The organism is Hoeflea sp. AS16, assembly GCF_038900095.1.
Taxonomy (GTDB): domain Bacteria; phylum Pseudomonadota; class Alphaproteobacteria; order Rhizobiales; family Rhizobiaceae; genus Hoeflea.
This window is the reverse complement of the sequence record NZ_JBBMQQ010000005.1, coordinates 41,260-58,833: the sequence shown is the minus strand read 5'-3', so window position 1 is coordinate 58,833 and position 17,574 is coordinate 41,260. Positions and strand designations below refer to the sequence as shown.

Below are 17,574 nucleotides of genomic sequence, written 5' to 3'. Positions count from 1 at the left end.
GGAATTCATCTCCCACCCTGGTTGCTGATCACCTCAAGCGCCGCGATGGCGCCGGGATCCCGAATGACCATGTTGAGCTGACGGAAAATTGCTTTCGCCCGGTCGGTCTGGCCGAGATGGTGATGCGCCCAGGCGCGCATCTGCGTGAGATCGCGGGGTTCGGCAACGATCGCGGCCCGGGCATCGAGTGCGGCAAGGGTCCGGCCGTACTGTTTGTGATCGTAGGACGAGCGGGCCCGCTGGACGTAGATTTCGGATTTGAGTTCCCGCTCCCGGGCGGGCGCCAGGGGCCAGGCCGCGATCAGGGCTTCCGCATCGTCGGTCATGCGCGCACCGAGCATTGCCAGTCCGGCGCCATAGACCGCATCGAGCCGAACCTGTCCGGAACCTTGCATGGCCCTCTCGAAGGAAGACCGCGCGGCACCGAACCGCTTCAGGCCGAGTTCGCACCAGCCGCGTATCACCATGATCGACGGCTTGGTGGCAGCCTGGCCGATACGGTCGAGATCGCGCAGGCAGGCCGAATAATTCTTCCCATCAAGATGCTTGAGATAGCTTGCCTTGACGCCCGCAGCGGGTTCACCGACGGAGGCCACCTTGCGCGTCTTGGGCGCGGATGCCGATGCTATTTCCGGCCAGATATCCGGATAGGCATCGCCGAAGCGGCTTTTCAGGGCGGCATATTCCTTCTTGCGGTCGCGCCGCAAAAGGCTCAGCGCCAGCCCCTTGAGACGGTCGGCCGAAGCCTCCCAGTCCTGGGATTGCCGGAACCAGGCTTCGGCGGCTTCAAACTGGCCGGAATTGTAGGCATACCAGCCGAGAATCTCGGCGTGATCGGCTGCGCCGGTTTCGAGAATGGCGGTCGAATAGGCGCGGATAACCTCCTCGCCCGGAGCGGCCGCATCAGGCGTTCCGAAGCGGGGCGAGAGCACGTTCATCAGGAAGACCGGATCATCTGAGAGATCAGCCAGGTGACTGGAGGCAAACTCGCCGGAGCGCTTCTCGTCTCCCTGCCGGTAAAGGCTCAGATACATGCCCTTGGCAATTTCAGGACCGGGCGCTTGCTGCATGGCAAGGGAGAACCATTCTTCTGCCACGGCGGGCCGTTCGGCCTTGAGCTCATGCCAGCCGAGAAGCGACAGGTCTTCAGGCTGCAGGCTGTTCCTTGCCTCAACAAAAAGCAGCCGCAGCTGGTCCTGCGGCACGGGTGCGGCGTCCTTGCTCCCGTTGAATTCGGCTATCTGCTTGCGTGCCATATCAAGCCGCAGCGCCGCCGGGAGATAATCCGCCGACTGGTCTGGCCACAGGGTTGCAGCCAGGGTCCGGATCTCGGAGACGGGGAAATCCCGGAGCGCCTTCTGCAGGCTGACAACCAGATGCTCGTCGGACAGCCGGCCGGCGCCGTCGCGGACAAGCAGCCCGCGGAAGGCACGCGCCAGCCCGTCGCGGTCACCAACGGCTGACAGCGCATCTATGCGCATCCAGACGAGGTCCACGTCGGTTTCGCTTGCCGGATCGATGCCTGCCGACATATCGAGCAGGCCCAGCCAGTCCTCGGCCTGTGCCAGTTCGCTCATGCGAACGCGCAGCTTCTTGCGCGCAAGCTTGCCCTGAAAATCCCCGGTCGGTTCCCAGTCCGGCTCTTCGGCCTTGCGGCGGACGATCTCGGCGTCGATGCCGGTGAAATCGTCGGCGGCATACATCGCCCACAGACTTGTCTCGTCAGGAACCACCGCGTCTGCGGCGATGTAGAGATCCTGCGGCGGCGTGAAGCCGGGATACAGCACCTGCAGCCGCGCGATTTCTGCCTCAACCCGCTCTGTCTGGCGCTGCTTGGCGTAATAATACAGTGCCGCGGTTTCAACCGGATCGAGCGCGGGCCGATTGGCCGCCACCGGCTGTGCCTGCTTCTGGCCGGGCACAATCAACCCGCCAGAGACAGGCGCTTGATCCACGGGAATGGGCTTGGCGGCGGGCGCGATCAGCAACTGCGCGGAATCCTCCGCTGCCACAGGGACAAGGCCGGCCAGCACCAGCAGGCTGGCTCCGGACAGGGCGATGGCCCATGCTTTCGAGCGTGTGCCTGATCTCCGGCCGGTGTGACAATCAACAGCTCTCATCGGTCTGTCCTCACGCCTGAACCCGGAACCATGCGGCCGAGCCAGATGGCAAAAACCGCCATCAGCGCGATAACCAGCACCACGTAGATCCGGAAGTGATCGGAGAACCAGGCCGCTGCGATCCGGCGCAAGTTGCCGGGACCATAGTCGTTGAGATCGTGGGCGAAATAACTCTCGGGCTTAACGGTCCGGATTGTTCGCGCATCGAGATCAAACACCACGCTTTCACCTTCCATCCGGTTCCACACCGCCGGATCGGACAGCATTTCGGAGACTTCACTCATGTCGAGCGCGGTTTCTGCCGTCAGCCATGTCACGGTCCCGTCGCCGGAATCATTCGGCTGCTGGGTGAGAACCGCCTTGCGGCGCGGATCGGTCATGGACGCGGCATCCGTGCCGTTCTGATAGTTGAGCCATTGCCGCAAGGACCGGAAGAAATCGTTGACCGTCGATGTCAGGCGGCTCGAAAAAGTTCCACCTTCGCCGCTGTTGCGGGTTGTCTGGCGGAAGGCATCGAGCAGGGCCGCCGGATCGGTGGTCATTGCCAAGGGGATAGCCGCACCGGGCAGATTGACCGACGCCGTTGCCATCGGATCGATTTCGTCAAAACCGCTGGTGAAATCTATCGCCCGGGCAACAGGGAGAAGACCACCCGACCCTGATTGCGACAGTTCATCGGCGGCGACCCTGGATGCGATCACCAGAGCATTCCCTGCGGCGCCGGCCTTGGGCGCTCCGAAGCTGAGTTGCGCCAGCAAGGGAGCCCGGGCGGCGATGCTCATCTTGGCAATCATCGTCAGCGCGGTGGAGATGGAAGCCGCGTCAGGTTTCATCGCGTGAACCCTGACGGCAGCGGATCCTTCATAGGGATAGGCCGTTCCGGCCAATGCCGCCAGTTCAGGCAAACGGGCCACCCGCGCAAGCGCCGGGACCCGGATTTCGGTGGTGTCGAGGAGAATGAAGCGCGGCACGGTTTCATTGCGCTCGACAAAAATGCAGCGATCGTCTGCAGGGCGCTCCAGCTCGGCCAGTAGTTCGATCTGGTTGCGGCCGGGGCGGAATGCCCTGAGCGGCAGTTCCAGCCTGCGACCCGAAAACACCTCGCCGTCGGCATCGCGCATCGGCAGGCTCTTGACGATCTGGTCGTTGACCCGGACCAGCAACTGCGATGTCGGCTTGAGGCCCGGCGATGTGGCAGCATGCAGCGCCAGGTCAAGCGTGGCGTATTCGGCGGGATAGAAATCGGCCGGCATGATCATGTCGAAGCGTGTCCGGAACAGGCGGCCACTGAAAGGTGCGGGAACATATCCGGCATCGGCAAGCGTATAGGACGTGGAAGCTTCGGTGCGGATCTCGCCCGGTCGCTGTGCGCGAATACCGCTGTCCAGCACCGGCTTGAGCGGCCCGCTTATGGCGTCCAGCAACATGGCGGAAATCTCGTTCCCATTGGCGGAGCGCAGCACCACCTTGCGGCGGGCAGGATCCGCGCCGGCGGCAATTGACAGCCCGTACGGGGTATCTCCGGAGATGGCCTGTAAGGATGGTTCATCATCGTCGGACGCGAGCAGCACATCGATGCCCGGTCCCGTGCCAGGCGTTTCGGCAACGGTCACCGAAACATCATCACGATTGAGCGCCAGCGCGAGGGTTTCGATCATCGGCGCGGCGCGATTCAATGCCGCCTCGCCCGATCCTTGCGGCAGGATCAACCGCAAATCGGTCAGCCCGCGGCCGTTGCGGCCGACGGTGCGCAGGCTGGCAAAATTGTCCGATCCGATCGCCGAGCCGGACCGAAACCCCGACATTTGCCCGTCGAATTCTGTCCAGAGTTCGTAGGTCGCTTCCATCGAGCAATCGACCCGGTGACGCTGGACCGCGCGCAAACGGACCTGATTGACCCCGGCGCGCAGCACCGAAGACGGGACGGCGATGGACTGGGTGTCAAATCCCGATGGCGAACGGACCGGGAATTCACCTACCTGTGCTCCGTTGACCATGACCGAGACAAGCGAACTTTCCGGCATCACCGAAACGGCGTTGCGGTAGGCAAGGACGAGATCACCGCCAGCGGCGATGTTCTGCGCATCGAGCAGGAAGGTAAGGTTGATGACATCATCTTCGCCTTCAAGCCTGAGTGCAGACCGGGGCTGCTCGAACGCGGCCAGGTTGGCATCCCGCCCCGCTGCCGTCACGAGGGCCTGGGCCGGCCGGGTCGACAGGATGGTGCTCTGCCCCAGCCCCTGCAGCGAGACGACCGGGTTTTCGGTTGGAGTGGCAGTCGGGCTGGCGGCCGGTGCGTCTGACAACAGGCTCTGCGCCATGGCAGAAGGGGCAACGGTACTCCCCAGAAGAACGAGCGTCGCCAGCGACGAAAACAGCTTATGCATGTGAGCGGACTCCCCCGACCGCCGCAGCCAGCTGCGGGGTCTCGCCCGGAATCCGGGTAGTGTTGCTTGTCACGGTGATCGGCGCGTCCTCGAAGGTGGCGACTTTCTCGGATCGGCCAAATCCGAGGAGATAGCCTACCGCCCTGAAGGACTGGCTGATGCTCCAGCCGGCAAAGCGCAGGGTTCCGCGAACGATATCAAGGCGCACCTGACGGCGGCTGATGCGGTCCTGCAGCGGCTGCTGGTCGGAGTACATGATTTCGGCAATGGCCATGAAAGTGCGCGGACTGCGTTGCGGGAAGCCGAAGCCGAAGACATTGACGCCGTCAAATTCACGGACCGACCGGATGGTGACCGGGAAGGTAACCGGCCGCCCGGCCCGACGGACCTCGATCTCGCCCGACCAGTCGGAGCCGGGATCGATAACGGGTTCCTGGTCGGGGAACTGAACCGAAACGCCGCCGCTCGAAGCGTCGAGCAGGATGACATCCCAGGTGTGGCCAGCCTGCCGCAGCAGGCCATGACGACGGACGGGAAGGCGCTGGTTGCGGCGCAGTTCCCGGCGTTCGGCAACCACACCCAGACCGGCAGCTGCCAGGAACAGGTTGAGGAGGTTCCAGATGGCGACAATCATCAGCAGGTCGGATGCAACCGGCTCGGTCGCCAGCCGCCACATCGAATAGACCGCCGCAGCAAGCAGGACAAAGAAGATGACGAAATAGGGAACCGCAATTGGCGACAGGCCGTTGGAATCAAGCGTCTGGCCCTTGGCCGTCACGTTGAATGTGGGTTTGCGCGGATTGCGGACAACGCTGACAATCGAGCCGACCAGCATGACCGACTGGACATACTCGTAGAGTTCGGAAACCCAGGGCCAGCGCACCTTGCCGTAGAGATAGCTCTGCATGGCAAAGGAGGCGATCAGGTAGGTCAGCGCATAGGCACCGAATTCCTGGATGTTTGCCTGGTAGATCTCGAGCGAAAAGAAGATGTAGAGCAGCGGCGAAAGCATGAACGCCAGCCGCGACAGCGGAAACAGCCAGAACAGGTTGATACCCGCATAACAGATGCGCTGGCTGACCGTCAGGCCCTTGATGAGGAACGGCCGCTTGAGAATGAGGATCTGCAGCATGCCCTGGCACCAGCGCGCGCGCTGGCCGATGAAGGCAACAAATGTCTCGGGCTGCAGGCCGGCGATCAGCGGCTTGTCGACATAGAGCGAGTTCCAGCCCTTGGCATGAAGGCTGAGCGCGGTTTCGCAATCCTCGGTGATCGACTGGCCGGAGAAGCCACCGGTGGTCTCGAGCGCCTTGCGGCGCAGCACTGCAGCCGAGCCGCAGAAGAAGGAGGCGTTCCACTTGTCCAGGCCGCGCTGCAGCACCGAATAGAACATCTCGTTTTCCGACGGCATCGAACCGAAGGTCTTCAGGTTCTTCTCGAGCGGGTCGGGATTGAGGAAATAGTGCGGGGTCTGCACCAGGAACAGCTTCGGATCTTCCCGGAAGAAGCTCACGGTTTCCTTGAGGAATTCGCGCACCGGCGCATGATCGGCATCGAAGACAACAACCAGATCCGCCTTGGAGACGCGCAATCCGTCATTGAGATTGCCGGCCTTGGCGTGATCGTTCTTCTCGCGGGCATGATAGTTGACGCCCATGGAGCGGCAGAGTGCCTTGAGTTGCTGATGGCGCCGGGTGGCGGCAAGCGCCTGGGCCGGATCCTTGTGGCTTCGCTTTGCATCGGTTCCGCCATCATCAAGCAGCCAGATCGACAGCTTGTCGCGCGGATAGATCATGGACTTGGCAGCGGCGATTGTCGCGGCGAGCAGTTCCGGGTCTTCATTGTAGGTGGGGATCAGCACGTCCACTGTGGGCAGCTCTTCAAGCGAGCGAACCTTTGGCGCAACGCGCTTGAGCGGATCGGCGAGCATGAAGAAACTGATTGCCAGCATCAGCAGGCAGTACATTTCGGCCAGATAGAGCAGCAAGCCGGGGATGAAATCCAGCGGATCGGTAAACGGCGGCAATGTCTCGGTCGTACGCCAGAAGGCATAGCGCAACGCCAGCACGGCACAAAACACGAAAGTGATGAAACGGAACACCGTGTTTTCCGGCCGGGTCATGCCGAAGAACATTACGCCCAGCGCTGCAAGGCTCAATACCAGCTGGGCCTGAAGGCTGAGAGGCAACCACAACAAGGTCAGCCCAAGGAAGCCGGCTAACAGCGCCGGCCATTTAGTGCACATCATGTGCATGGTCACCCCACATATTTTACCAAGCCTCCGTATCATTCGGAGGATCTTTCAAGAGTGGGATCCTTAACGGGCCATTAGTTCACGAAATCCTAATAAAGCAGCTTTGATGACTAATCGCAAAAGCATGGTTAATCAGGCGTTTAAGTGTTTCCAACAATTTGAGTAAAACGGGCTTTCCGGACCAGACATGTTGATCGGGGCCGGCTTGCAAGGCAGTAAAAACCACCCATTCAACATCGGAAATTGCCGGTCCGGCCGGCTAACACCTTGATGAATGAATATTCATTCACTATGTTCGTCCGCACGAAGAGACCGGAAATCCGCTTTCCGTCTGTCTGCGTGCACAATTGCCGACTGCCCTGGTGGCATATCCAGCAAGACATAACCAAGGACGTCCCATGGACACCGTCACGCACAGCATCGCCAGCAAACGCGCCGCGGACATCCTCGACCAGGTGAAATCGGTTTTCGCCCTGAACGGTTTCGACGGCACATCGATGCAGGACCTCGCCCAGGCGACGCGGATGAGCGTGGGCAATTTCTACCGGTATTTTTCCTCCAAGGACGCCATCATCACAGCCCTTGTCAAACGCGACCTCGAAGAAATCGAGGCCGTGTTCGACGCGGTTCAGACCGCAGCGGATCCCGGCGCGATGTTCAAGACAATCCTGCGGGAGCGGATCGAAACCCTGCCGGTCGAAGACGCGGCGTTATGGAGCGAGGTCCAGGCGGCGTCCTACAGATCGCAGGAAATCGCCACACTGATGCGCACCATGGACGAGACCGTGCGCAGCAACGTGGTCAAGGCGCTCGTCCGGATCCACCAGGACGACAGCGCCGAAGCCCTCAGGATCTTCGAGACACGGGCACACCTGATGATGCTGCTGATCCATGGCTACGCCCAGCGCAAGTATTGCGCCCGCGAAGCCATGGGACCTGACCAATCCGCAGCGCTCGGAGAGCTTGTGCTCTCGACGCTGGACGACACGATCTTCGCTCCCCCAACCGCTCCCGCCGAATGACCGGACCCGCCATGCGCCCTGCTCTCAGCCTGCTCCTCGCCCTGCCGCTTCTCTCTGCCCTGGTCCTGCCGGCCGGCGCGGTCGACGCGGAGAAAGCCCCGTCAACAGGCGCATTGCCACCGGCGATCATTGCGGTGAGGGCGAACGAGGCCCCGATAACCGACCGCATCCTTTCCAACGGCACCATCACCGCAGTCGAGGAAGTGCTGGTCGCACCGCAGGTCGAAGGTCTGGCGATTGAAAGCCTCAAGGCCGATGTCGGTGATCGGGTCGAGGCGGGATCGGTGCTGGCGACGCTGTCCAGGGATCAGCTGATCCTGCAACGCAGCCAGTTCGATGCCAACCGCGCCAAGGCGGTTGCAGCCATCGCCCAGCTCGAGGCGCAATTGGTGGAAGTCCGCTCGAATGCACAGGAAGCGGTCAAGTCGAGCAATCGCGCCAAACAGCTTGCCGCACAGGGGACCTATTCCTCGGTGCAGGCCGAACAGGCCGAGGCCGAAGCCAACGCGGCGCTCGCACGGGTCCGCTCGGCCGAGGCATCGATCAAGGTAGCGCAGGCCGATATCGCACTGATTGACGCGCAGATGAAGGATGTCGAGTTGCGGCTGGAACGGACCGAGGTCAAGGCGCCGGTTTCCGGCATCATTTCAGCCCGTGGCGCCCGCGTCGGGTCGATTGCCAGCGCCAGTGCCGGCCCGCTGTTCACCATCATCCGGGATGGAGAGCTGGAAATGCGGGCCGACATCGCCGAGGCCGACATGCACCGGATTGCCAAGGGCCAGACCGCAATCATCAACCTCATCGGCGCCCGGAACCAGACCAATGGAACGGTCCGGCTGATCGAGCCGACACTCAACACAACCACCCGGCTGGGCATGGCGCGGATCGAAATCGAAGACAGCGCCGGCTTGCGCGCCGGCATGTTTGCCGATGCGGAGATCATCGTGGCGACACGCGACGCCATCACGGTGCCGGTGACATCGGTGAACATGGGCCCCGACGGCGCCGATGTTCTCAAGATCGAGGACGGGATTGCAAAACGCACCGCCGTCACCACCGGCATCCGCGAGGGTGGCCGTGTGGAGATCGTCGACGGATTGACTGCCGGCGACCTTATCGTCGCCAAGGCCGGCGCCTTCGTGCGCGACGGCGACCGGATCACCCCGGTGGAAGAAACCGGCAGCGGCCCAGTTGCCGCCATCACCGAGTGAGGCACCCGAGATGAACTTTTCCGCCTGGGCCATCCGCAACCCGATCGCGCCAATCCTGGCATTCGCGCTTCTGACAATCGTCGGCATTCAGTCCTTCATGACGCTGCCGATCACCCGGTTTCCCAATATCGACGTGCCTCTGGTGGCCATCACCGTGGTGCAGTCGGGTGCCGCTCCATCGGAGATGGAAGCCCAGGTCACCAAGGAAATCGAGGATGCCGTGGCCGGTATCACCGGCGTCGACGACATCGCTTCCACTGTGTCGGACGGCGTTTCCACCACCAATGTATTCTTCCGCATGGAAGTCCCGACCGACCAGGCGGTGCAGGACGTCAAGGACGCCATCGACCGGGTGCGTGGCGATCTGCCTGCCTCGGTGGAAGAGCCGATCGTCACCCGTATCGATGTTGAAGGCCAGGCAATCATGACCTTTGCGGTCAACGCACCGGACATGACGCTGGAAGAAGCCTCGTGGTTTGTCGACGACACCATCAAGCGGGCGTTGCAGGGCCAGCGCGGTGTCGGCAAGGTTGACCGCTATGGCGGAGCAGACCGGGAAATCCGGGTTGAGCTGGATCCGGCACGGCTTGATTCCTACGGCATCACCGCTGCCGACGTGAACCGGCAAGTGCGCGCCACCAACGCCAATCTCGGCGGCGGGCGTGGCGAAGTCGGCGCACGCGAACAGGTGATCCGGACACTCGGCGATGCCGGGGACGTGGCTGCACTGGCCAACACCACCATTGCACTTGCGAATGGACGACATGTCCGGCTCAGCGAGCTGGGCACGGTTCACGACACCTACCAGGAACTCAGGTCCTTCGGCCGATACAATGGCGACCAGGTGGTGTCGTTTGCCGTCTTCCGCTCGAAGGGCGCCAGCGAGATTTCGGTTGCCGAAGTGGTGACCGAAACACTTGACGAGATCCGTGCGGAATATCCCAATGTCGAGCTGGTTCCGGTCGACGATACCGTGTTCTTCACCTACGGCAATTATGAATCGGCGCTACATACGCTTGTCGAAGGCGCCTTACTGGCGGTTCTCGTGGTGCTGTTGTTCCTGAGGAACTGGCGCGCGACGATGATCGCGGCGGTGGCGCTGCCGCTTTCGGCGATCCCGACATTCTATGTCATGGACCTGCTCGGCTTCTCGCTCAACCTGGTTAGCCTGCTCGCCATCACGCTTGCGACCGGTATTCTTGTCGATGACGCGATCGTCGAGGTGGAAAACATCTCGCGCCACATCCGCATGGGCAAGACACCCTACCGCGCCGCCGTCGAGGCCGCGGACGAGATCGGGCTGGCGGTGATCGCCACCACTTTCACCATCATCGCGGTGTTCGTGCCGGTGTCATTCATGCCGGGCATTCCCGGGCAGTATTTCATCCAGTTCGGCATGACCGTGGCCGTGGCGGTGATGTTCTCGCTGCTGGTTGCGCGGCTGATCACGCCGATGATGGCCGCCTACCTGATGCGCGACAGCGATGCGCATGAGGAGAAAGAGGGCGGCGGAGCCGTGATGCGCGGCTACACCTGGCTGATTTCCAAAACCCTGCGCTGGAGATACACCACGCTGTTTGCCGCGATCGGCTCGCTGGTGGTTGCGGTGTATTTCCTGGGCCAGGTGCCCGGTTCTTTCCTGCCACCGGAAGACGTCTCGCGCGTCAGCATCAGTGTGGAACTGCCGCCAGGTGCCACGCTGGAAGACACCGACCGCACCACCGAAGCCATGCGCCAGATCATCGCCGGTGTCGACAATGTCGAGAATGTCTTCATCCTCGGCGGCACCTCGCCGAAGGGCGAGGTTGATATCCGCCGCGCTTCGGTGTCCGTTCTGCTGGAGAAAATCGAGCACTCGATTGTCAAGAAAGTGGTCAACGGCCTGGCGGGAGCGGTGCCGTTCGTGTCGGATTCGCTGCCACGCATGGAAGTCCTGGGCCGGACCCGGACACAGGCGGAAATCGAAGCCGAGATCTTCGAGAAGCTGGCCGCCATTCCCGACATTCGAGCCTACAAGCTCAACGACCGTGGCGAACGCGACCTGACCTACAACGTGATTTCCAACGATGACGCGGCCATTGACCGGGCGGTGGCCATTCTCGAGCCCAAGCTGAAAGCCGAAAACGTGTTGTCGAGTGTCAGCGTTTCAGGCTCGCTCCCCCGGCCGGAAGTGCAGATCCGGCCACGGCTGGAAGAAGCCGCGCGACTTGGCATAACCACGGCGCAGATTGCTGAAACCGTGCGCGTCGCCACCATCGGCGATGTCGACGCGGCTTTGGCCAAGATCTCGCTCGACAACCGTCAGATCCCGATCCGGGTCCAGCTTGCCCCGGTCTACAGGACCGATATCGACCGGATCGGCAATCTTCGCCTGGCGACCTCGAAAGGCGTATCGGTTCCGTTGAAGACAGTGGCCGATGTGGTCATCACCCAGGGACCGTCGACCATCACCCGTTTCAACCGCCAGAGACAGGCGACTCTAGGCGCCAGCCTGCCGATCGGCGTGCCGCTGGACACCGCGAAGAACAGGTTCAACGAGATTGTCCAGACCACCGAACTACCGGCCGGTGTCCAGGTGCTGGAAGCGGGTGACGCGGAAGTCCAGGCTGAAATGCAGGAAAGCTTCCTCAACGCCATGCTGATGGGGCTGATGCTGGTTCTGACCGTGCTGATCCTGCTGTTCAAGGACGTGATCCAGCCGTTCACCATCCTGTTCTCGCTGCCGCTGGCCATCGGCGGTGTGGCAGCCGGCCTGATCCTGACCAACAATGCGATGTCGATGCCGGTGCTGATCGGCATCCTGATGCTGATGGGCATTGTCACCAAGAACGCCATCCTGCTGGTCGACTTCGCGGTTGAGCTTATCCGCACCGGCCGCGAGCGGGTGGGCGCGATGATCGAGGCCGGTCAGAAGCGGGCGCGGCCGATCGTGATGACCTCTATCGCCATGTCGGCGGGCATGCTGCCAAGCGCGCTCGGCGTTGGCGAAGGCGGATCGTTCCGCGCACCGATGGCGATCGCGGTGATCGGCGGGATCATCGTCTCGACAGTGCTGAGCCTTGTTGTGGTGCCGTCGTTCTTCCTGATCATGGATGACCTGTCACGGCTTCTGAGCAGGATCTTCAGCCGCTTCATCGGCCCGAAGGAAGAGGAAGTCGAGGTGCTGGAACCCGAGGCGATGACGGTTGCCATCGGCGAGAACAGCGAAGAGATCGCCGAATTGCGCGAGCGCCTGGCGCGGCTCGAGGCCGAGACAGGCCGGACGCCGCCAAAACTGGTGATCACCCGGGAAGCTGCAGAATAACCAAAGGCTGGGGCCATTCCTGTGCCCCATATCCGCTTTGGCTCAAACGCCGAGGAATTCGGTTTCCACCTCGGGAGTCAGGCCGGCAGGTGTGCCGGTCCAGACCGTCTCGCCACGGGCGAGGATGACGCATCGGTCGGCGACGGCGCGGAGTTCAGAGAACGCCTTGTCGATCACCAGGATGGATTGCCCGCCCTGCTTTAGCTTGGCGATGGCCGCCCATATTTCCTGCCGCACCACAGGTGCCAGTCCCTCCGTCGCCTCGTCAAGGATGAGAAGGCGCGGATTGGTCAGCAGCGCACGCGCAATTGCCAGCATCTGCTGTTCGCCACCGGACAGGGTGGCAGCACTCTGTGTCATGCGCTCGCCCAGACGCGGAAACAGTTCCGTCGCCTTGTCGATGGTCCATGGGCCCGAGCGGGCCGAAGCCATCAGGTTTTCTGACACCGAGAGGTTGGCGAAGCACCGCCGGCCTTCCGGCGCCAGGCCGATGCCAAGCCGGGCCGCGCGGAACGATGGCAGGACAGACAGATCGCGGCCGTCAAAACGGATCTCGCCGCGCGTGGTGCGCAGCATCCGTGTGATGGCGCGCACGGTGGTGGTCTTGCCCATGCCATTGCGACCCATCAGCGCCACCAGTTCGCCCTCGGCGATTTCGAGATCGACCCCGAACAGCGCCTGCGAGGCGCCGTAGAAAGCTTCGAGTTTGCTGACCTGCAGAAGGCTCATGCCGCGTCCTCCCCGAGATAGGCGGTGCGCACTTCAGGGTGATTGCGGATTTCATCGGCCTTGCCGCGAGCGATAATCTTGCCAGCCACCAGCACGGAAATGCGATCGGCCAGCTGGAACACAGCATCCATGTCGTGTTCGATCAGCAGGATCGGCGCTTCGGTCCGCAGCTTGTCGAGGAAACCGATCAACTTGGCTGAGCCTTCCTGGCCCAGCCCCGCCATCGGTTCATCCATCAGGAAAATGCGCGGCTGCATGGCCAGCGCCATGGCGATTTCCAGCAGACGCTTTTCGCCGTGCGAGAGTTCGCTGACGCGCACGCCTGCGCGGTCGTTCAAGCCGACCCGCTCAAGTGCATCCATCGCCTCGCCTATCAACTCCTTGTCGCGGGAGACCTGGCGGACAAAACCAAACACCGAACGGCGCCGGGCCTGGGCTGCGAACATGACATTGCCGCGTGCGGAGAATTCCGGAATGAGCGACGACACCTGGAAGGTGCGGGTGAGCCCGAGGCGGGCGCGGGCGATCTGGTCAAGCCCGCTGATTTCCCGACCGTCAAACCGGATCGATCCGGCATCGGCCGCGAGTTCACCGGCGACAAGCTTGATCAGGCTGGATTTACCGGCGCCGTTGGGGCCGATCAGGGCGTGAATCTCGCCCGGACGCAGATCAAGATCGACGGCATCGGTGACCTTGAGTGCGCCGAAGGATTTGCTCAGTCCCGAGAGCGCCAATACCGGATCAGTCATGACGCACCCTCCCCGCAACCAAGCCTATGAAACCGCCACGGGCGAACAGAACGACTGCGAGCAGCGCCGCGCCGAGGAAAAACTGCCAGTGCTCGGTGACGCTGCCGAAGGCATGTTCAAACAGCACGAACAGGCAGGCGCCGACAACCGGCCCGAACAGCCGCGCAACACCGCCCAGAATGATGAACACCATGATCTCGCCGGACAGGTGCCAGGACATCATCGAGGGGCTGACGAAGCGGTTGAGATCGGCATAGAGCGCACCGGCAAGACCGGTGACCATGCCGGAGATGACAAAGGCGGCAAGCCTGATCTTGTAAGGCGACAGGCCGAGAGCAGCCACACGGCCCTCGTTCTGGCGCACCGCCTGCAAGGCGATGCCGAAGCGGGCGCCGGTCATCTTCCACTGCGCAAACAACACCACGATCAGCACCGCGTAGCAAAGCAGGAAGAAGTCCAGCGGCCTGAGCGTGTTGAGCCCCGGAAAGGCATTGCGGACATAGATCGACAGGCCGTCCTCGCCGCCATAGGCGGGCCAGGAGATGGCGAAGTAGTAGATCATCTGCGCAAACGCGAGCGTGATCATGATGAAATAGACGCCCGAGGTGCGCAGGCTAAGCGCGCCGATCACCAGGGCTGCCAGACCGCTGACCACAATCGCCACCAGCCACAACACCAGCATCTGGTTGGTGCCGTTGATGAGGAACGGCGCGGTCATCAGTGGTTCGTAGTTCTGGTGATGGCTGGCAAGAATCCCCACTGCATATCCGCCAAGGCCGAAGAAGGCAGCATGGCCGAACGACACCAGGCCGCCAAGGCCCAGTGCGATGTTGAGACCGACACCGGCCAGCGCCAGGATGGTGGCGCGGGTGGCGAGTGTGACGAGGAACGGCTCATCGGCAAAATGCGCGATCAGCGGCCCGCCGAGCAGGACCAGCGCCAGCACGATGTTGAGACGATGTTCTGTGACCAGTTCACGCATTGGCGGGAAACAACCCCTTTGGCTTGAAGACAAGCACGACGGCCATCAACAGATAGATCAGCATCGAGGCCAGCGCCGATCCGACGCCGCGGGCGGCTGATGCCTCCATCACATGCGCCAGCAGTGTCGGCAGCAGGAAGCGGCCCATGGTATCGACAAGACCGACGATCAGGGCGGCGACCAATGCGCCGCGAATGGAGCCGATGCCGCCGATGACGATGACGACGAAGGCGAGGATGAGAACCGGTTCGCCCATGCCGACCTGAACAGACTGGATGGCGCCGATGAGAGCACCAGCAAAACCGGCCAGTGCCGCGCCAAGCGCAAACACCACGGTGTAGAGAAAGCGGATATCGACGCCGAGGGCTGCAATCATTTCGCGGTCTGCCTCGCCGGCACGGATCTGCATGCCGAGACGGGTCTTGCTGATCAGCAGGCCAAGCCCGGCTGCGACGGCAAGGCCGGCGATGATGATCGCCAGACGATAGGCCGGATAGGGCAAACCGCCGGGCAGCATGACCGGTCCGGACAGGAAGGCCGGCGGATCGAGATAGAGCGGGAAGGAGCCGAAGACGAAGCGGACGCCCTCGGAAAACATCAGCACCAGCGCGAATGTGGCCAGCACCTGGTCGAGGTGATCGCGGTCATAGAGCCTGCGGATGACGACAATTTCGACCAGGGCACCAAGGGCAGCGGCGGCCGCAAGGCTCGCGACCAGGCCGATCCAGAACGATCCGGTCCATGCAGCGACGGCCGCGCAGACGAAGCCGCCGACCATGAACAGCGAGCCATGGGCAAGGTTGATCAGTCCCATGACCCCGAAGATCAGGGTCAGGCCGGCCGCCATCAGAAACAGCATGACGCCGAGTTGCAGGCCATTGAGGATCTGCTCGAGAAAGAGGGCAACGGTCATCGTCTACCGGGCTCGTCCTACAGCGCCGTGCATTCGATTGAATGCGAAAATGACGGTGTAACGGTTTGAATTAAGACAGGGAATCAATCCGGGCGGAACACGAGGCTCCGCCCGGAACTGATGCGATGATTACATCTTGCAATCGGCCGCGTAGGCGTCGGCGTGATCTTCAAGGGCTACGCCAACCAGCTTGTTGGTGTAGACGTCGCCTTCCTTGACCACTTCGCGGACATAGATGTCCTGGATCGGGTGGTTGTTGTTGCCGAACTTGAAATCACCGCGGGTCGACTTGAAGTTGGCCGCCTTCAGGGCTGCGCGGAACGCATCCTTGTCGGTGATCGAAGCAGTCTCCATAGCGGAGAGCAGCAGGTTGGCGGTGTCGAAGCCCTGACTGGCATAGAGCGAAGGCAGGCGGCCGTACTCGGCCTGGAAGCTTTCAACGAAAGCCTTGTTGGTCTCGTTGTCGAGATCCTTCGACCACTGCGAGGTGTTCTTGACGCCGAGAGCGGCATCGCCGACGGCCTGCAGGATGGCCTGGTCAAACGAGAAGGCAGGTCCGAGCAGCGGCACTTCGACACCGGCGCCGGCATACTGCTTCATGAAGGCGATCCCCATGCCGCCAGGCAGGAAGAAGAACACGTTGTCAGCGCCGGAAGCGCGGATTTCGGCGATCTCGGCCGCGTAGTCGGTCTGTCCGAGCTGGGTGTAGACTTCCTTGACAACCTCGCCCTTGAAGAAGCGCTTGAAGCCGGTCAGCGCATCCTTGCCGGCCGGATAGTTCGGCGCGAGGATGAAGCTCTTCTTGAAATCCGCGGAGGTGGCGTAGGCGCCCATGGCCTCATGCAGGTTGTCGTTCTGCCAGGCGACGTTGAAATAGTTGGCGTTGCAGCCGGCGCCGGCAAGCTGCGACGGACCGGCGTTGGGCGAGAGGTAGATCTTGTCCTGGGCAACGGCGCCCGGAATGACGGCCATGGCCAGGTTGGACCAGATGATGCCGGTCATGACGTCGACCTTGTCGGACTGGATCAGCTTGTCGGCCAGCTGCACGGCGAGGTCGGGCTTGCGCGCATCGTCCTCGATGATCAGTTCCACGTCGGAGTTGCCGGACTGCTTCAGCGCCAGTTCAAAACCGTCGCGGACGTCGATGCCGAGCGATGCGCCGCCACCCGACAATGTGGTGATCATGCCGACCTTGACCGGATCTGCGGCGGCAACCGAAACGCCGGCGAGAAGCGACGCAGCCGTCGCCAGGCTCAAAAATGTCTTCTTCATTGATTTTCCTCTCTGTGTTTGATGCAGCGCCGGCCTTGTTGCGGTCCGGTCAATGCACCTTTATCCCCTTCAGGCGATCGATGCATGTGATGGCCAATCGGTTTTCACCGGTTACACCATGCAGGCATCTTATATCAGCATTGGAACGGCCGCAGCATCCAAGGATCAGGCCGGACGCTCCAATGATCGCCATTGCCCGCGACCTTAACAGCCAGCTTGAAGAATTCCAGCGCTTTTTTTAAGCTTAAAATAGATTGGCCGCGATTGGCCCTTGCGCGCAGGCCCCGGGCATGGTTCCAAGGTGCAAACCGATATCACCCCTCAAGGGCAGAAGGAGACCGGCGATGCAGTGTTTTTTCGTGGAGTTTCAATGCAAGCTCGGCCAGGCCTACTCGGTGGCCGACGAGATTGCCAACCGCGAGATCGCGTCCGAGATCTACTCGGTCAGTGGGCAATTCGACCTGATGGCGAAATTCTATATCGAGGATGACGTGGATATCGGCCGTTTCATCGCCGAGCAGGTCCATACCGTTCCCGGTATCGAGCGAACGCATACCATCCTGACCTTCAAGGCATTCTGAGCCGCTTCAAGAGCAAGACACAAAGGGGCGCGCGAAACGGGCCTCGCACG

The 17,574-nt window shown here is 62.1% G+C and carries 12 protein-coding genes; 4 read left to right on the top strand and 8 right to left on the bottom strand.

The window, feature by feature from the left end; all coding sequences use genetic code 11:
- Positions 1-5: 5 nt before the first annotated feature.
- The 3 genes from WNY80_RS14210 to bcsA are packed head-to-tail and all read right to left on the bottom strand — an operon-like array spanning position 6 to position 6,752.
- Positions 6-2,120 carry a hypothetical protein gene (locus WNY80_RS14210; protein ID WP_342888052.1) on the bottom strand — a complete coding sequence of 705 codons (2,115 nt, stop codon included), beginning with the start codon at positions 2,118-2,120 and terminating at the stop codon, positions 6-8.
- Positions 2,117-4,507, bottom strand: coding sequence for a cellulose biosynthesis cyclic di-GMP-binding regulatory protein BcsB (locus WNY80_RS14205; protein WP_342888051.1), 2,391 nt, complete (start codon positions 4,505-4,507; stop codon positions 2,117-2,119). The genes WNY80_RS14210 and WNY80_RS14205 overlap by 4 nt, the downstream gene beginning before the upstream one ends.
- On the bottom strand, positions 4,500-6,752 hold the full coding sequence (gene bcsA, locus WNY80_RS14200) for a UDP-forming cellulose synthase catalytic subunit (protein WP_342888221.1): 2,253 nt from the start codon (positions 6,750-6,752) through the stop codon (positions 4,500-4,502). The genes WNY80_RS14205 and bcsA overlap by 8 nt, the downstream gene beginning before the upstream one ends.
- A gap of 407 nt (positions 6,753-7,159) precedes the next feature.
- On the opposite strand from bcsA, the gene WNY80_RS14195 reads away from it, so the two are divergent.
- From WNY80_RS14195 to WNY80_RS14185, 3 genes are read left to right on the top strand one after another with little or no spacing between them, the layout of a single operon-like run.
- Entirely contained in the window at positions 7,160-7,783 is a 624-nt protein-coding gene (locus WNY80_RS14195) for a TetR/AcrR family transcriptional regulator (RefSeq protein ID WP_342888050.1), read from the top strand.
- An 11-nt stretch (positions 7,784-7,794) separates the two neighbouring features.
- Positions 7,795-8,994, top strand: a complete 1,200-nt coding sequence (locus WNY80_RS14190) for an efflux RND transporter periplasmic adaptor subunit (RefSeq protein ID WP_342888049.1) — start codon at positions 7,795-7,797, stop codon at positions 8,992-8,994.
- 10 nt (positions 8,995-9,004) lie between these two features.
- Positions 9,005-12,298, top strand: coding sequence for an efflux RND transporter permease subunit (locus WNY80_RS14185; RefSeq protein WP_342888048.1), 3,294 nt, complete (start codon positions 9,005-9,007; stop codon positions 12,296-12,298).
- A gap of 42 nt (positions 12,299-12,340) precedes the next feature.
- Here WNY80_RS14185 and WNY80_RS14180 read toward each other — a convergent pair whose 3' ends face one another.
- The 5 genes from WNY80_RS14180 to WNY80_RS14160 form a co-directional block, all read right to left on the bottom strand.
- The gene (locus tag WNY80_RS14180; protein WP_342888047.1) at positions 12,341-13,027 is read right to left on the bottom strand and encodes an ABC transporter ATP-binding protein; all 687 of its coding nucleotides are present in this window, start codon (positions 13,025-13,027) and stop codon (positions 12,341-12,343) included.
- Positions 13,024-13,776, bottom strand: coding sequence for an ABC transporter ATP-binding protein (locus tag WNY80_RS14175; RefSeq protein ID WP_342888046.1), 753 nt, complete (start codon positions 13,774-13,776; stop codon positions 13,024-13,026). The genes WNY80_RS14180 and WNY80_RS14175 overlap by 4 nt, the downstream gene beginning before the upstream one ends.
- Complete coding sequence (locus WNY80_RS14170) at positions 13,769-14,758, bottom strand: branched-chain amino acid ABC transporter permease (RefSeq protein ID WP_342888045.1); 990 nt, start codon at positions 14,756-14,758, stop codon at positions 13,769-13,771. Before WNY80_RS14170 ends, WNY80_RS14175 begins: the two co-directional genes overlap by 8 nt.
- On the bottom strand, positions 14,751-15,671 hold the full coding sequence (locus WNY80_RS14165) for a branched-chain amino acid ABC transporter permease (RefSeq protein WP_342888044.1): 921 nt from the start codon (positions 15,669-15,671) through the stop codon (positions 14,751-14,753). Before WNY80_RS14165 ends, WNY80_RS14170 begins: the two co-directional genes overlap by 8 nt.
- Positions 15,672-15,800: 129 nt before the next feature.
- Positions 15,801-16,943, bottom strand: coding sequence for an ABC transporter substrate-binding protein (locus WNY80_RS14160; protein WP_342888043.1), 1,143 nt, complete (start codon positions 16,941-16,943; stop codon positions 15,801-15,803).
- Positions 16,944-17,287: 344 nt separating this feature from the next.
- On the opposite strand from WNY80_RS14160, the gene WNY80_RS14155 reads away from it, so the two are divergent.
- Positions 17,288-17,524, top strand: coding sequence for an Lrp/AsnC ligand binding domain-containing protein (locus tag WNY80_RS14155; protein WP_342888042.1), 237 nt, complete (start codon positions 17,288-17,290; stop codon positions 17,522-17,524).
- Positions 17,525-17,574 lie beyond the last annotated feature (50 nt).

Coding starts and splice junctions, on each gene's coding strand:
- WNY80_RS14185 (WP_342888048.1), top strand. CDS start 9,005: ATGAACTTTTCCGCCTGGGCCATCCGCAACCCGATCGCGCCAATCCTG.
- WNY80_RS14190 (WP_342888049.1), top strand. CDS start 7,795: ATGCGCCCTGCTCTCAGCCTGCTCCTCGCCCTGCCGCTTCTCTCTGCC.
- WNY80_RS14205 (WP_342888051.1), bottom strand. CDS start 4,507: ATGCATAAGCTGTTTTCGTCGCTGGCGACGCTCGTTCTTCTGGGGAGT.
- WNY80_RS14180 (WP_342888047.1), bottom strand. CDS start 13,027: ATGAGCCTTCTGCAGGTCAGCAAACTCGAAGCTTTCTACGGCGCCTCG.
- bcsA (WP_342888221.1), bottom strand. CDS start 6,752: ATGTGCACTAAATGGCCGGCGCTGTTAGCCGGCTTCCTTGGGCTGACC.
- WNY80_RS14170 (WP_342888045.1), bottom strand. CDS start 14,758: ATGCGTGAACTGGTCACAGAACATCGTCTCAACATCGTGCTGGCGCTG.
- WNY80_RS14195 (WP_342888050.1), top strand. CDS start 7,160: ATGGACACCGTCACGCACAGCATCGCCAGCAAACGCGCCGCGGACATC.
- WNY80_RS14165 (WP_342888044.1), bottom strand. CDS start 15,671: ATGACCGTTGCCCTCTTTCTCGAGCAGATCCTCAATGGCCTGCAACTC.
- WNY80_RS14155 (WP_342888042.1), top strand. CDS start 17,288: ATGCAGTGTTTTTTCGTGGAGTTTCAATGCAAGCTCGGCCAGGCCTAC.
- WNY80_RS14210 (WP_342888052.1), bottom strand. CDS start 2,120: ATGAGAGCTGTTGATTGTCACACCGGCCGGAGATCAGGCACACGCTCG.
- WNY80_RS14160 (WP_342888043.1), bottom strand. CDS start 16,943: ATGAAGAAGACATTTTTGAGCCTGGCGACGGCTGCGTCGCTTCTCGCC.
- WNY80_RS14175 (WP_342888046.1), bottom strand. CDS start 13,776: ATGACTGATCCGGTATTGGCGCTCTCGGGACTGAGCAAATCCTTCGGC.